At 63.5% G+C, this 13,879-nt stretch carries 16 protein-coding genes and 1 pseudogene; 10 read left to right on the forward strand and 7 right to left on the reverse strand.

Annotation, left to right across the window (positions count from 1 at the left end; translation table 11 throughout):
* Positions 1–67: 67 nt before the first annotated feature.
* Together NKI58_RS06030 and NKI58_RS06035 are read right to left on the reverse strand one after the other, a co-directional pair.
* A complete protein-coding gene (locus NKI58_RS06030) occupies positions 68–838 on the reverse strand; it encodes a slipin family protein (protein WP_352569156.1) in 771 nt (256 codons plus the stop codon).
* Entirely contained in the window at positions 835–2,229 is a 1,395-nt protein-coding gene (locus NKI58_RS06035) for an NfeD family protein (protein ID WP_352784455.1), read from the reverse strand. Before NKI58_RS06035 ends, NKI58_RS06030 begins: the two co-directional genes overlap by 4 nt.
* Before the next feature lie 86 nt (positions 2,230–2,315).
* Between NKI58_RS06035 and NKI58_RS06040 the strand changes: the two are divergent.
* Positions 2,316–2,440 (forward strand): annotated as a pseudogene (locus NKI58_RS06040) (HAD family hydrolase); the annotation flags it as partial.
* Positions 2,441–2,516: 76 nt separating this feature from the next.
* On the opposite strand, the gene NKI58_RS06045 reads toward NKI58_RS06040, so the two are convergent.
* The 4 genes from NKI58_RS06045 to NKI58_RS06060 all read right to left on the reverse strand — a co-directional run bounded on the left by NKI58_RS06045 (position 2,517) and on the right by NKI58_RS06060 (position 4,734).
* Complete coding sequence (locus tag NKI58_RS06045; RefSeq protein ID WP_352457344.1) at positions 2,517–2,804, reverse strand: hypothetical protein; 288 nt, start codon at positions 2,802–2,804, stop codon at positions 2,517–2,519.
* Between the two features lie 70 nt (positions 2,805–2,874).
* A complete protein-coding gene (locus NKI58_RS06050) occupies positions 2,875–3,465 on the reverse strand; it encodes an RES family NAD+ phosphorylase (protein ID WP_352457343.1) in 591 nt (196 codons plus the stop codon).
* Complete coding sequence (locus NKI58_RS06055; RefSeq protein ID WP_254819704.1) at positions 3,466–3,813, reverse strand: antitoxin Xre/MbcA/ParS toxin-binding domain-containing protein; 348 nt, start codon at positions 3,811–3,813, stop codon at positions 3,466–3,468.
* 156 nt (positions 3,814–3,969) lie between these two features.
* The gene (locus NKI58_RS06060) at positions 3,970–4,734 is read right to left on the reverse strand and encodes a pseudouridine synthase (RefSeq protein ID WP_352784461.1); all 765 of its coding nucleotides are present in this window, start codon (positions 4,732–4,734) and stop codon (positions 3,970–3,972) included.
* 115 nt (positions 4,735–4,849) lie between these two features.
* Here NKI58_RS06060 and NKI58_RS06065 point away from each other — a divergent pair, with 115 nt between their 5' ends.
* Positions 4,850–5,440, forward strand: coding sequence for a DUF922 domain-containing Zn-dependent protease (locus NKI58_RS06065; protein WP_352784464.1), 591 nt, complete (start codon positions 4,850–4,852; stop codon positions 5,438–5,440).
* Between the two features lie 46 nt (positions 5,441–5,486).
* On the opposite strand, the gene NKI58_RS06070 is transcribed toward NKI58_RS06065, so the two are convergent.
* A complete protein-coding gene (locus NKI58_RS06070; protein ID WP_352784466.1) occupies positions 5,487–6,230 on the reverse strand; it encodes an SDR family oxidoreductase in 744 nt (247 codons plus the stop codon).
* Between the two features lie 284 nt (positions 6,231–6,514).
* On the opposite strand from NKI58_RS06070, the gene NKI58_RS06075 reads away from it, so the two are divergent.
* The 8 genes from NKI58_RS06075 (at position 6,515) to NKI58_RS06110 (ending at position 13,879) form a co-directional block, all read left to right on the forward strand.
* On the forward strand, positions 6,515–7,138 hold the full coding sequence (locus tag NKI58_RS06075; protein WP_352784469.1) for an NAD(P)H-dependent oxidoreductase: 624 nt from the start codon (positions 6,515–6,517) through the stop codon (positions 7,136–7,138).
* Positions 7,139–7,272: 134 nt separating this feature from the next.
* Positions 7,273–9,282 (forward strand): tetratricopeptide repeat protein, encoded by a 2,010-nt coding sequence (locus NKI58_RS06080; protein ID WP_352826571.1) that lies wholly within the window; start codon positions 7,273–7,275, stop codon positions 9,280–9,282.
* Positions 9,283–9,381: 99 nt separating this feature from the next.
* Positions 9,382–9,714 (forward strand): ArsR/SmtB family transcription factor, encoded by a 333-nt coding sequence (locus NKI58_RS06085; protein ID WP_352784475.1) that lies wholly within the window; start codon positions 9,382–9,384, stop codon positions 9,712–9,714.
* A 4-nt stretch (positions 9,715–9,718) separates the two neighbouring features.
* Positions 9,719–10,411: an aquaporin gene (locus tag NKI58_RS06090; protein WP_352824260.1), complete on the forward strand. Its 693-nt coding sequence runs from the start codon at positions 9,719–9,721 to the stop codon at positions 10,409–10,411.
* Complete coding sequence (gene arsC / locus NKI58_RS06095) at positions 10,408–10,830, forward strand: arsenate reductase (glutaredoxin) (protein WP_352784479.1); 423 nt, start codon at positions 10,408–10,410, stop codon at positions 10,828–10,830. The genes NKI58_RS06090 and arsC overlap by 4 nt, the downstream gene beginning before the upstream one ends.
* Before the next feature lie 69 nt (positions 10,831–10,899).
* Entirely contained in the window at positions 10,900–11,232 is a 333-nt protein-coding gene (locus NKI58_RS06100) for an ArsR/SmtB family transcription factor (protein WP_352490030.1), read from the forward strand.
* Between the two features lie 50 nt (positions 11,233–11,282).
* Entirely contained in the window at positions 11,283–12,659 is a 1,377-nt protein-coding gene (locus NKI58_RS06105; protein WP_502896904.1) for an FAD-dependent oxidoreductase, read from the forward strand.
* Positions 12,656–13,879, forward strand: a complete 1,224-nt coding sequence (locus NKI58_RS06110; RefSeq protein ID WP_352784486.1) for an MFS transporter — start codon at positions 12,656–12,658, stop codon at positions 13,877–13,879. The genes NKI58_RS06105 and NKI58_RS06110 overlap by 4 nt, the downstream gene beginning before the upstream one ends.

Below are 13,879 nucleotides of genomic sequence, written 5' to 3' on the forward strand. Positions count from 1 at the left end.
GATCTATGTGAGACGACCCCCTCTGGCCGCTTCGCGGCCATCTCCCCCTCGAGGGGGGATTGCGCGCTCAGCCGCCTCCGCCTCGACCACCCTGCTTGATGAAATGACCGAGCAGATCCATCGGCACCGGAAACACGACCGTCGACGAGCGCTCACCGGCGATGTCATGGAGAGCCTCGAAGTAGCGTAGCTGCATGGCCTGCGGTGCTTCGGCCAGCATCTTGCCGGCCTCGACGAGCTTTGCCGCCGCCTGCTGTTCGCCGTCGGCATTGATCACTTTCGCACGCCGCAGCCGTTCGGCCTCGGCCTGCTTGGCGATGGCGCGGACCATGTTCTCGTTGAGGTCCACATGCTTGATCTCGACATCGGAGACCTTGATGCCCCAGGCATCGGTGCGCTGATCGAGAATCTCCTGGATATCGCTGTTGAGCTTGTCACGTTCGGCCAGCATTTCGTCGAGCTCATGCTTGCCGAGCACCGAGCGCAACGTGGTCTGTGCCAGCTGGTTGGTGGCGGTCATGAAGTCTTCAACCTGGATCACCGCCCGCTCGGCGTCGACGATACGAAAATACAGCACCGCGTTGACCTTCACCGAGACGTTGTCGCGCGAGATCACGTCCTGCGGCGGGACGTCCTGGACCACCACTCGCAGGTCGACCTTCACCATCTGCTGCACGAAGGGGATGAGGATGATAAGGCCGGGGCCTTTGACCCCGGTGAAGCGGCCGAGCGTGAAGACCACGCCGCGCTCATATTCCCGCAGGATGCGAATGGCCGCGGATAGGAACATGACCACGACGAGCGCTGCTGCCAGATAGGCCACATAACCGATGATCATTGCCTTGCTCCATCGCTTCTCACATTGCGGCGCCGTATCGTCAGCACAAGATCCCTGACATCGGCCACCTCGACGCTGTCGCCCACTGCAAGCGGTTCGTCGGCTTTTGCCCGCCAGCGCTCGCCCCGGGCGAGCACGTGGCCCTCGCTGCCCTGCCAGTCGAGGACCTCCGCCGGCAGCCCCTGCATGGCCTGTGCGCCAACACGCGGAACGTTCTTGCGGGCCGCCCACAGATAGCTGCCGGTCAACAGCGCCAGGCCGAGCGTCAGGACGGCGGCGGTGCCGATAACGGCCCACGACATCTCGAAGCCGGGCCCCTCGATCCTGAGCAGCATGGCTGCGCCCAGCAGAAACGCAGCCACGCCTCCCAGCCCAAGGACCACAGTCGGGTTCAAGGCTTCGACGACCAGGAAGATGATGCCAAGCAGCATCAAGGCAAGGCCGGCATAGCTGATCGGCAGGAGATTGAGCGCATAGAGTCCGAGCAGAAGGCAAATCGTGCCGATCACGCCGGGCGCGACAGCGCCCGGGCTCGTGAATTCGAAGACGAGGCCATAGACGCCGACCAGCATCAGGATGACGGCGATGTTCGGGTCCGTGATCACGGCGAGAAGCCGGATGAGCCAGCCTGGCTCGAGCGTTTCGACCGGCAGTCCTTTCGTCGCCATTGCCTCTTTTTTGCCGACGATCTCGACTGTCCGGCCGTCGGCCAGTTGAAGCAGTTCGGTGGTGTCGCGGGCGACGAAGTCGATGACATGCTGCTGCAGTGCCGCGCCGGCCGACAGGCTGGCCGCCTCGCGCACGGCCTTTTCTCCCCATTCGGCATTGCGCCCGCGCAATTCAGCCAGGCTGCGGATCAGGGCAACGGCATCGTTCGTCGCCTTGGCGATCATCGTATCGCCCGCGGGCGCGTTCTTCTTGTCCTTGTCCGCCTCGGGGCCATCGTTCTTGCCGCCGTCGGGAAACGATGGCAGCGGCCCGCCCATCTCGATCGGCGTTGCCGCGCCCAGATTGGTGCCGGGCGCCATCGCCGCTACATGGGTGGCGTAGAGGATATAGGTTCCGGCGCTCGCCGCATGCCCGCCGGCGGGCGCGACATAGCCGATGACGGGAACCGGCGAGGCGAGAATGCCGGCGATCATCTCGCGCATGCTGGTGACCAGCCCGCCGGGCGTGTCCATCTGCAGGATGAGAGCCTGGGCATTTCGGTCCGCGGCCACCGCCAGCGCTTCCTCGAGCTGCCTGGCACTCGCCGGACCGATGGCGCCGTCTATCTCGACGCGCAACACAATTTTCTCCCGGCCGTCCGCCTCTCCGGTTGCGGAAGAGGGACAAACGGCCGCAACAGCCACGAAAGCCGCGGCAAGCAGGACCGCACGCGCGAGTTTCACGCTCAAAGCTCCACATCTAGGAATATGGGCTGGATTTTGCCGAAATCCATGACGCTTCGCGGCGGGTGACGCATCGCACGGTCCTGCTGGGCGTCGGCCTGCTCAGCGGCGGCTACGGCACCGAGAAGCTCCGCCAATCGGGCACGTTCCGCGGCTGTGCAGACCCGACGGCATGTTGCGCCATATAGACGAGGTCGGCGGCCGCACATGAAGGCGACCGGCGGGCTGTCGCCGTCATTCGATCACACCTATGTCTCTTGCGCATTGGAGCCATCTCTAGCGGGCTTCTATTGCGCGGCGTCCTCCTGGATTGTCTGTTCCTGGATTCGGGCGGGTGCCCCGAGACACTGATCGTAGCCGATGGTGCAATTATTCAGACATTCGTTGCGTCCCTTGATGGATCTGACGCTATTGTAGTCGATCGGCACAGCCTGGCATTTCTTCTGGCACGCCTGGTCCTTCTCGGCGCAATTCGTGCCGTGGCCTTTGGGGTACTTCTTCGTGGTCGCTTCAGCGTTCAATGGCATGACGGCCAGCAGCGCCAGCAGCGTCGGTATCAGTCGGAGCATACGCATGGATCCTCCCTTGCGCGTTAGACCCTCTACACTTGGAGGCAATGTTAGCGCGCCACTTCCGCTGGCCGCATCACCCGTGCGGGGGATGGACGGCAGCGGGGCCGCCGCTAGCCCAGGCAATTTCCCCGTGATCGGTTCTTGTCGTTATCGCTCCGGCCGGCAGCCGATCACAAAACGCGACGACGTTCAGGCAGTCATATCGCGCGCTGGGCACGATCAGACCGTCATAATCGAGGAAATGCGCGGCCTCGCCGATGTCTTGCGACCTCGGATATTCGGCGTGCTTTTCCTGATACGAAAGCTGCCCGTAGCGCGAGGTGTCGAGGCCAAGGGTCTGCAAGGCTGCCAGGTCGAGCAGTCTGAGCGTCCGGTCCAAAGCAAGATCGATCTCGAAGAGATTGTATCTGACGCGCGAAGGGATCACTGGCTGCCCCCGCGTCAGGTGGAATCTCATCTCGCTCAAGGCACCTTCGCGCTCTTGCGAGGTGTAGAGCACGTCGAATGTTCCATCGTCCCAACGGCCGCCGGAGCTCGAGCACTGGATCAGGCTGCGGCCCTGGCGCACCACACGCCAAACCGTTCCGGAGTATTCGACCGGAACTATTGCCTCGATAGCGTCGATGAGCCGGCTATCGCGTCGTTTCCGCCCGGCGATCGCCAACTAGAGAAAGACCTCGTTCTCAAGCCGATCGATGACTTTGAGCACGTCGAGAGCACGGTCGTCGTGAATGAGATCGATTGCTCTTTCGCCGTTCAATTGCGGGTGGCGAGCGTAAAGCCAGGTGCGGATATCGCTTGGCTCGTAGAATTCCTGCAGTCGGCCGACGATATAGTGCAGGTCCGATAGAATCAGCTCGCTGCGCGGCTGGGGCTTGATGTCGCCGGCCTTCCACCTCGAAACCGTGGCCTTGGACACGTCGGTGATGTTTGCAATATCGGTTCCCTTGAGACCGCCAAACGTGCCCAATTCGTCCAGGAACCTGGGAACCGCCCGCAACGCCGTAGCCATGTTTTCTCTCCGTCTTCCAAGCCAGCTTCGCCCATGCGTGTCAGCCTGAAACTTTGACTGCATCGGCGCATTTCGGTTTCACAAATGGAAAATATGAAACGGAGATGCAAATGTCAATTGCCGCTTCGGTTCGAGGGGCCTCCAGTGCCTGATCGCTCAGGCCTGAAGCAGCGCCTGCTCTTCCGCGCTCAGATGGCGTACCTTGCCCTTGGCAAGGTCGCCGAGTTGCAGAGATCCGATCGCGATCCGTACCAGGCGCAGCACCTCGATATCGTGGGCGGCGAGCAGCCGGCGGATATGGCGGTTGCGGCCCTCGTCGAGCACGATTTCCAGCCAGGCGGTGCTGGTGCCGCCGCGCAGCAGCTCGATCGAGCGGGCCGCCAGCAATTCGCCGTCGACGGTCGCGCCGGCGCGCAACCGCGCCAGCATGGCCTCGTCGGGCAGCGCGCCGATCTGCACGTGATAGGTCTTGGCGACATGCGAGGCGGGATCGAGCAGGCGCTGCGCGAAGCGCGTGTCGTTGGTCATCAACAGCAGGCCTTCGCTTGCCTTGTCGAGGCGGCCGACGGGCGAGACGAAAGGCAGGTCGAGGCCTGCCAGGCAATCATAGACGGTGCCGCGGTCCTGCGGGTCGTCACGGGTGGTGACCAGCCCGCGCGGCTTGTTGAGCATCAGATAGACCTTGCGCTCGGCGGCGACGCGGCGGCCGTCGACCTCGATGCGATCGCGGCCTGGATCGACGCGCATCGAGCCGTTGCGCACGATCTTGCCGGCGACCCGCACGCGCCCCTCGGCAACCAGAAGCTCGGCCTGTTTGCGCGAGCACAGGCCAAGCTTCGACATCGCGCGACAGAGACTGACGCCGGGAGGCTGGGCCCCGGGGGCAGGGCGTTGCCGGGCAATGTTCGGTCGCGGCGACATGATGTTGCCTGTGGATTCTTGTATACGAGCATCCCACTATAGCCGGCCGCCGGCTATGTCCACGGAAGGGAACTGCATATCGTTTGCGTCGTGCGCAACGGCTGCGAGGACTTGCATGAAAACAGCCATTCGCCTTTGCCTGCTGCTCGCCTTCCTGCCGACATCGCCGGCGCATGCCGGCTGGCAGGCGGTCGAGAAGGTCGAGACCTATGCCATCTCAGGGCAATCCGGGCCGGAGCTCTACGCCTCGATCGGCGGGCGCGGGCCGCTGCTCGGCGAACGCCGCGTCATCGCGCATACCAATTTCAAGCTGACCTGGGTGAGGGACTACCAGCCGCAAGGCGACGCCTGCGTGCTGGTGTCGGCGCAGCCGAAGCTGATCATCACCTACACCTTGCCGAAGCCGGCCGCGCGGCTGCCGGGCGCAATCCAGAAGAACTGGGAGGTTTTCGCAGCCGGCCTCGCAGCTCACGAGAAGGTGCATGGCGCCAGCATCGTCGACATGGTGCACAAGATCGAGGCGGCCATCATCGGCCTGACCGTCGCCGATGACCGCGGCTGCCGCAAGATCAGGATCGAAGTGACGAGACGGCTCGCCGGAATCTCGCAGGCACAACGGCAGGCGAGCCGCGATTTCGACCGGGTCGAATTCGGCCCAGGCGGCAAGTTGCGGCAGCTTGTGTTCACGCTGATGATCGGCGGATGATGCTGCAGGGCTGCGGGGGCGGCGCAGGGTACCACCTTTGCGGCCCTCACGCCTGCTCGGTCGGATAGAGCGTCAGGATGTTGACGTTGACCCGTGGCGGCTGGCTCACCGCATACAGGATGGCGGCGGCGATGTCCTCGCTTTCCAGCTGCTCGATGTCGCCCAGCCTTTGCTCGACCGCCTGGCGCACATCGGCGCGCATATTCTGGGTGAACTCGGTCTTGACGGCGCCAGGCTCGATGCAGGTGACGCGGATGCCATCCTTGCCGATCTCGCGGCGCAGCGATTCCGCCATCGCGCTCACCGCGTGCTTGGTGCCGGAATAGACCACCGAAGGGTGGATGTAACGGCCGGTGCCGGACGAGACCACGACGATGTGGCCGGCGCCTTGCCGCTGCATCGACGGCAGTGCCGCATGGATCGGATAAAGCAGGCCCAGGATGTTGACGTCGACCATCCGGCGGTATTCTTCCGGCGTCGTGTTGCGGAACGGCGCGGCGACGCCGACGCCGGCAACCGCAAGCAGCATGTCGAGCCGGCCGTACTCCTGCTGGACCCGCTCGACCATCGCCGTGGCTTGCGTTTCGTCGGTGACGTCGACGGCAATCGGCAGTGCCGCGCTGCCGGTCTCACGGATCCGCCTCGCCAGGTCGTCCAGGCGCTCAGTGCGCCGCGCGGCAATCGCAACCGTGGCGCCCTCGGCCGCCAGCGCCAAGGCGGTGGCCTCGCCGATGCCGGAGGAGGCGCCCGTCACCAAGGCGATCTTGCCGCTCAGTTTTCCTGCGTGCATGTTTTCTCTCCTGACGCTTTGGACACGCCGCGAAGCTAGGGCGCAGGCTTTCTGGAACAATGCTGATCGAAAACCGAATCCACTGTTGGGGGTTTTGGCCCCAGCAAGCTCACGTCTGCGCACGAACGGGCCTTGACGCGACCGGAGGTGTTGCGTCTTGATATGGGGGCTGCGGGGCTTCGCATGAAAACAGCTGATCGACTACGTCTGCGGGTGGCTTGTTTGCATGCGACGCTTGCATGCACCCCCGCGATCCTCTCGCGACCGACAGGTCCGAGCGCAAGATGAAGGTCCTCGTCGTCTATTGCCATCCCTGCGCCGACAGCTTCAACGGCGCGGTGCGCGACACGGTGCTGGAGACGCTTGCCGAAAGCGGCCATCAGGTCCACCTGCTCGACCTCTATGCGACCGGCTTCGATCCGGTCATGCGCACGCAGGAATGGCGCGGTTACCACGACAAGGCGGCGAACCTGCAACCGGTGCACGAACATGCGCAGGAGCTGCTCTGGGCGGAGGCGGTCGTCTTCATCTATCCGACCTGGTGGTATGGCCTGCCGGCGATGCTGAAAGGCTGGCTGGAGCGTGTGCTGGTGCCGGGCTTCGCTTTCGAGATGCCGACGGCACGACGCGGCCCGCAGCCCAAATTGCGGCACATACGCCGGGTGATGGCAATGACCACATGTGGCGCCACGCCGCTGATGTCGTGGATCATGGGACAGCCCGGCCGGCGGACCCTGCTACGCGGCTTCCGCTCCGTCTGCCATCCGCTGTGCCGGACCAAATTCCTGGCGCTCTACCGGATGGACAGCGTCTCGGCCGCCGGACGCCAGGCGCATCTGCAGCGGGTCAGAAAAGCGGTTGCCGGCCTTGGTCGCGCTGATGCGGTCGCCGCCACAGTGCCTGGCTGATTTGGACCAGGCGAGCCGCCGCTGTCTCCGCCGAATGTCGCGGGCGGGCGTCGGTTTGGCAAAGGTCAAAAAAATCAAGTCTCACCTTGACCCAAGAATGGTTGCAGTGTTGGGTTGCAAAGATCAAGGCCTTCTTGATCAAGCGCACTGCGATGCAAATAAACGACATGATCCGTGAGCCGATGATTCGAAAATGGCATAGGTCTTTTTGTCGGTCGCTGCTGCGTGGGCTCGTGGTCTTGTTTGCCCTGAGCGGCCCAGCTTTGGCTGCCAGCAGCGATTGTGTCGGGGACGACGAGGCCGATACGGCTCGGCGAATTGCCGCTTGTACACTCATGATAGAGGATGTGACGGAGCCCGCCAGCAGCCGTTTGACGGCCTATTTCAAGCGCGGCGTCGCCTGGGCGAGGCAGAATGATTATGATCGCGCCATTGCCGATTTCGATAAGGCGATCAGCCTCGATCCGGAAGATGCCAGTGCTTATTACTACCGAGGCATCACCTGGGCACTCAAGAGCGACGCTGATCGCGCTATCGCCGATTTCGACCAGGCGATCAGCCTCGACCCGAAGAGCGATGCATACCGCATCCGAGGCTCTGCCTGGCTCGACAAAGGCGACAACGACCGAGCTATTGTCGACTACGATCAGGCCATCAGCCTCGAGCCCCGGAATGCCGGAGCTTATGGCGACCGGGGCCTGGCCTGGGCACGCAAGGGCGACAACGACCGCGCTATCGCCGATTTCGGCCAAGCGATCAGCCTCGATCCCCGCGATGGCCGAACTTATAACAACCGAGGTCTCGTGTGGAAAAGGAAGCGGGACTACGACCGTGCCATCGCCGATTATGACCAGGCGATCAGCCTCGATCCGAACGAAGCCAGCGCCTACGACAATCGGGGCATGGCCTGGCTACTCAAGGGCGACTATGACCATGCCATTTCCGATTTCGGACAGGCGATCAGCCTCGATCCGAATGTCGCCGGAGTCCATCATCATCGAGGCATGGCCTGGTCACTCAGAGGCGATTCTGATTACGCCATTGCCGACTACGATCAGGAAATCAGCCTCAATCCGAAGAACGCCCGTGCCTACCTCGATAGAGGCCTGACTTGGACAATCAAAGGCGATTACAATCGTGCGATCGCCGACTACGACCAAGCGATAAGCCTCGACCCGAAAGACGCCAGTGCCTATGGCAATCGAAGCCGGGCCTGGAAATATAAGGGCGACTACGACCGCGCCATCGCCGACGCCGACCAGGCGATCAGTCTCGATCCGGAACGCGCCAGTGCCTTCTACAACAGAGGCAACGTTTGGGCTGACAAAGGCGACTATGACCGCGCCATCGCCGACTTTGACCAGGCGATCGGCCTCGATTCGAAAGACCCCAATGCTTACGACGATCGAGGTACGGCTTGGGCACACAAAGGCGATGACGACCGCGCGATTGCCGACTTCGATCAGGCAATCCTGCTCGACCCGAAACACGCCAGTGCCTACAGGAAGCGCGGCTGGATATGGGACAAGAATGGCGAATACGACCGCGCCCTCGAGGACTATGGCAAAGCAATTGGGCTCGATCCGAAATATGCCCATGCTTATCTCAGCAGAGGTCTCGTCTGGTCAATAAAAGGCGAATACGTACGTGCAACGGCAGATCACGACCAGGCAATCAGCCTCGATCCGACGATTGTCTACGCCTATTTGGGCCGGGGTATTGTCCATTTCTACTCCGGTGCGATGGAGAAAGCCCAAGCCGATTTCGCGCAAGCCGCCACAGTCAAACCAGAGGATGTGTATGTTGCGATCTGGCTCGATTTTGCCGAGCGTCGCAATGGCGCAGCAGGGCATTTGCAGGAAGCGACCAAGAAGCTCGACATGACGCGATGGCCGGCGCCGGCTGTTCGAATGCTGCTTGGCGAGCAGACTCTCGCCGCGACAATTGCAGAAGCCGAAGACCCTGATGCGATAAAGAAACGCGGAAACCTGTGCGAGACAAATATGTTCAGCGCCGAGCTGAGCCGACTGCAGGGGCACAGCGATGAAGCTTTGCGGCTCTATCGGCTCGCCGCCAGCGATTGCCCCGAAAACTCCTACGAATTTGTTGCCGCCAACGCAGCCCTGCGCGAGCTGTCGCCTTAGCTGCCGCCGCTACGGATTTCCCCGCCTTCGGTGAGATTTCGTTGCTCAACACAGTCTTCGCGCGTTGACTCTCTTCGTCATTTCTGGGATCCTGGAAATGTGGATAAGACACTCGCCCTTTCGGCGCTTGCCGCGCTCGGCCAGGAGACCCGGCTGGACGTTTTTCGCCTTTTGGTGCGGGCTGGAGCCGATGGCGTGCCGGCGGGCGAGATCGCCTCACGGCTCGCCGCGTTCCCGAATACGATGTCGGCCCATCTCAAGATCCTGTCGCATGCCGGCCTGGTGCGGACCGAACGAGAGGGCCGCAGCGTGCGCTACTTCGCCGACATGACCAGGTTTCGCGATCTGCTGGCCTACCTCATGGAGGATTGCTGCAATGGCGCGCCGGAACTTTGCCAGCCTGTCATCCAGGCTGTGACCTGCAACTGCTAGCCAGATGAGCTCCGGCAATCTTCCCCGCCGCCTTGTTGCCGAAGCCCTCGGCACGGCTCTGCTGGTCGCCACCGTGGTCGGTTCCGGCATCATGGCTGACAGGCTGAGCAATGATGTCGCCGTCTCCCTGCTCGGCAACACCTTGCCGACCGGGGCGATCCTGGTCGTGCTCATCACGATATTCGGGCCGATATCCGGAGCGCACTTCAACCCGGCGGTGACGCTGGTATTCGCGCTTCGACGCGAGATCGAAACGAACGCAGCGCTGGCTTACGTCGCCGCTCAGATTGCCGGCGGCATCGCTGGAACGTTGCTCGCGCATGCGATGTTCGAACTGCCGATCCTGCAAGTGTCGGCGACGGTGCGGACCGGAAGCGGGCAATGGATTGCGGAGCTGGTCGCCGCCTTCGGGCTGGTCTTCACCATCCTCGCCGGCCTGCGTTCCCGTCCGGATTCGATCCCCTGGCTGGTCGGGCTCTATATCACCGCCGCCTACTGGTTCACCGCATCGACATCCTTCGCCAATCCGGCCGTCGCCATCGCCCGTGCGTTCTCCAACACTTTTGCCGGCATCCGCCCCGCCGATCTGCCGGGCTTCATCGGCGCCGAACTTTTGGGCGCGTTGCTCGCCATTGCATTGGCAGGGTGGCTGCTCGCCCAACCGAAACCAGCCGGACAGATGAAAGCTGCGCAATGACCATCACCATCTATCACAACCCCGATTGCGGCACCTCGCGCAACACGCTGGCCATGATCAGGCAGTCCGGCGAGGAGCCTGAGGTGGTCGAATATCTGAAAAATCCGCCGTCGCGCGAAAAGCTCGTCGAGCTGATCGCAGCGATGGGCATGACGCCGCGCCAATTGCTGCGCGAAAAGGGCACGCCCTATGCCGACCTTGGCCTGGGCGACCCGAAGTGGAGCGACGACGAGATCCTCGATTTCATGCTGGCGCATCCGATCCTGATCAACCGGCCGATCGTGGTGACGCCGCTCGGCACCATGCTCGCCCGACCCTCCGAAGCCGTGCTCGATATCCTGCCCAATCCGGATATCGGCCCGTTCACCAAGGAGGACGGCGAGGTCGTCATCGACGCCAGCGGCAAGCGCGTCGGGTAGATATCGTCTTATTTCGATCTTTGTCGAAATTCTCTTGACGTGCAGCGATTTTGGAAATAGCTTATTTCCATGAAACTCGAAAAAGCAGCCTCGCAACTTGAAGCCCTCGGCAGCCCGACGCGGTTGCAGCTCTATCGGACGCTGGTGCGGGCGGGCGATGAGGGGCTGCCGGTCGGGCGTATCCAGGACAGATTGGGCATCGCTGCCTCGACGCTGTCGCATCACCTCAAGCGGCTGGTCGACACCGGCCTGGTGACACAGGAGCGCCAGGCGACGACGCTGATCTGCCGGGCCAACTATCCCGCCATGAACGGGCTCATCGGATACCTCGCAGACGAATGCTGCGCCGACGCCACCTGTGCGCCGGCATCGGCGGAAGCGGCCGCCAAAACGGCGGCATGATTTTTTTGCCATTATAATTCGAAATTACCGGAAGGATGGAAGACATGGAGATGATCGAAAAACTCCCCGTTGCGGTGATCGGCGCCGGGCCGGTCGGTCTGGCGGCAGCGGTCCACCTGATCGCGCGGGGCATTCCTGTCAAAGTCTACGAAGCCGGCAATGCGGTTGCATCCAATCTCAGGGATTGGGGCCATGTCCGTGTGTTCACGCCCTGGCGCTATTGCGTCGATCAGGCGACCAGAAACCTGCTCGAGGCGCATGGCTGGCGGATGCCTGAGCCCGAGGCATTCCCAACCGCAAACGACCTCGTCGCGGATTATCTCGAGCCGCTGGCAAAGCTTCCGCAATTGTCGCCGTCGATCGAAACCGGCGCCCGGGTCGTCGGCATTTCGCGCTGGGGCGCCGACAAGGTCTCGAGCAAGGGACGCGAGAACCGGCCGTTCATGCTGGCGGTCGAGACTGCCGATGGTACAAGACGCGACAGCGCACGTGCCGTCATCGATGCTTCGGGAACCTGGCAGATGCCGAACCCGCTCGGCGCCGGCGGAATTCCTGCAGAAGGCGAGGCCGAATTTGCCGACCGCATCGCCTACGGCATCCCCGATATTCTCGGCCGCGACCGCAGCCTTTATGCGGGGAAGACGACGCTGGTCGCCGGCTCCGGCCATTCTGCCGCCAATGCGGTGCTGGATCTCGCCAGCCTGGCAAATGTGGAGGCCGGCACCGCTTTCATCTGGACAACGCGCGGCACCGACCTGGTGCGCATCTACGGTGGCGGTGATGCCGACCAATTGCCGGCACGCGGCGAACTCGGCGCCGAAGTGCGCGAACTCGCCGAGAGCGGCGGCGTCAGACTGGTGACGGGCTTTGCGGCTGTTTCGATCCGCGATGCCAACGGCCGGCTGGTCGTCGAAGGCCAGACCAGGGACGGTTTGCAGGCGCTGGGTCCGGTCGACCGCATCATCGCCGCGACCGGACAGCGCCCGGATCTGTCGCTGACCCGTGAGCTTCGGCTCGAGCTCGATCCATGGCTGGAAAGCGTCAAGGCACTGGGACCGTTGATCGATCCCAACGAGCACTCCTGCGGCGACGTGCCGCCGCACGGCCACCGTGAGCTCAGCCATCCAGAGGAAGGGTTCTACACAGTCGGCATCAAGAGCTATGGTCGCGCGCCGACCTTCCTGCTGCTGACCGGCTATGAGCAGGTCCGCTCGGTCGCGGCGGCGATCGCCGGAGACATGGTGGCGGCCGACAATGTCCAGCTCGTGCTGCCCGAGACCGGCGTCTGCACCGTGCCGCGGATCGGCGTGGCCGACAAGGGGTGCTGCGGCGGTCCGGCGCCGGCAGCGGTGGATGCGTGCTGTGTCGCCGACGCCAAGGCGAAGGCGGTCGGCAAAGGCGGCTGTGGCTGCAGCGTCGCGGCATGAGTCTTTCGCCGCCTTCGCCGGCCATCCTGCGCAGCCGCGGCGCGATCATCACCGCGCTTGGCCTGACGCAGATCATGGCGTGGGGTTCTTCCTACTATCTTCCCGCGGTCATCGCGCCGGCAGTCTCCTCCGATACCGGCTGGCCGCTGGCATGGGTTGTCGGCGGCCTGTCTCTCGGCTTGCTCGCGGCAGGATTGATCTCTCCGCGCGTCGGGTCGTCGATCGAGCGGCATGGCGGCCGCAATGTCCTGGCGTTCAGCGCTGGATGCATCGGGGTCGGCCAGGTTGGGCTGGCCGTTGCCCCCAACCTTGCGGCCTATATCGCTGCCTGGCTGGTCATCGGCCTGGGCATGGGGGCGGGGCTCTACGATGCCGCTTTCGCAACGCTTGGCCGCCACTATGGCCACGGCGCGCGCTCCGCCATCACCATGCTGACGCTGTTCGGCGGCCTTGCGAGCACCATCTGCTGGCCGATCTCAGCCTTGCTGCTGGGGGAGGTCGGCTGGCGCGGCACCTGCCTGGTTTACGCCGCCTTTCAGCTGGTGATTGCGCTTCCGCTCTATCTGGCGATCCTGCCCCGGGAGCCGCCGCAACCGGCAGTCAAACCAGGATTGAAGGAGGCGGCACCCATTCTTGACAACCAAGCCGATCCGTCGATCGTGATCGTTCTGGCCGCGACCCTCACACTTGCGGCTGTGATCTCCTCGACGCTGTCGGTGCATCTGCTCACCATCCTGCAAGGCAGCGGCATGGCGCTTGCCGCAGCCGTCGGGCTCGGCGTGCTGGTTGGCCCGTCCCAGGTGGCGGCCCGCGCGATCGAGATGATGATCGCGCGCTACCACCATCCGATTTTCACCAAGTTTGCCTCGGTTGCATTTGTGGCGATCGGCGTTTCGACGCTCTGGGCCGGCATGCCGATCATCCCGCTGGCGCTCGGTTTCTACGGCGCGGGCATCGGCCTCGAATCCATCGCCCGGGGAACGCTGCCGCTCGCGCTGTTCGGCTCGAACGGCTACGCGAGACTGATGGGCCGCCTCGCCATGCCGAGCCTGATCGCCCAGGCGGCGGCACCCTCGGCCGGAGCATTGCTGCTGGAGCGCTTCGGCCCGCACGGGACGTTGGCCGCGCTTTCCGGCCTGGCGCTGGCCAACGTCATCCTCGCATGCGGCTTGGGCTGGCGGATGCTCCGCCGGCGGCAATCGCAGGTTCAAACCCGATAG

Origin of the sequence: Mesorhizobium sp. M0522 (assembly GCF_040321085.1) — a bacterium.
In the GTDB taxonomy this organism is placed as follows: domain Bacteria; phylum Pseudomonadota; class Alphaproteobacteria; order Rhizobiales; family Rhizobiaceae; genus Mesorhizobium.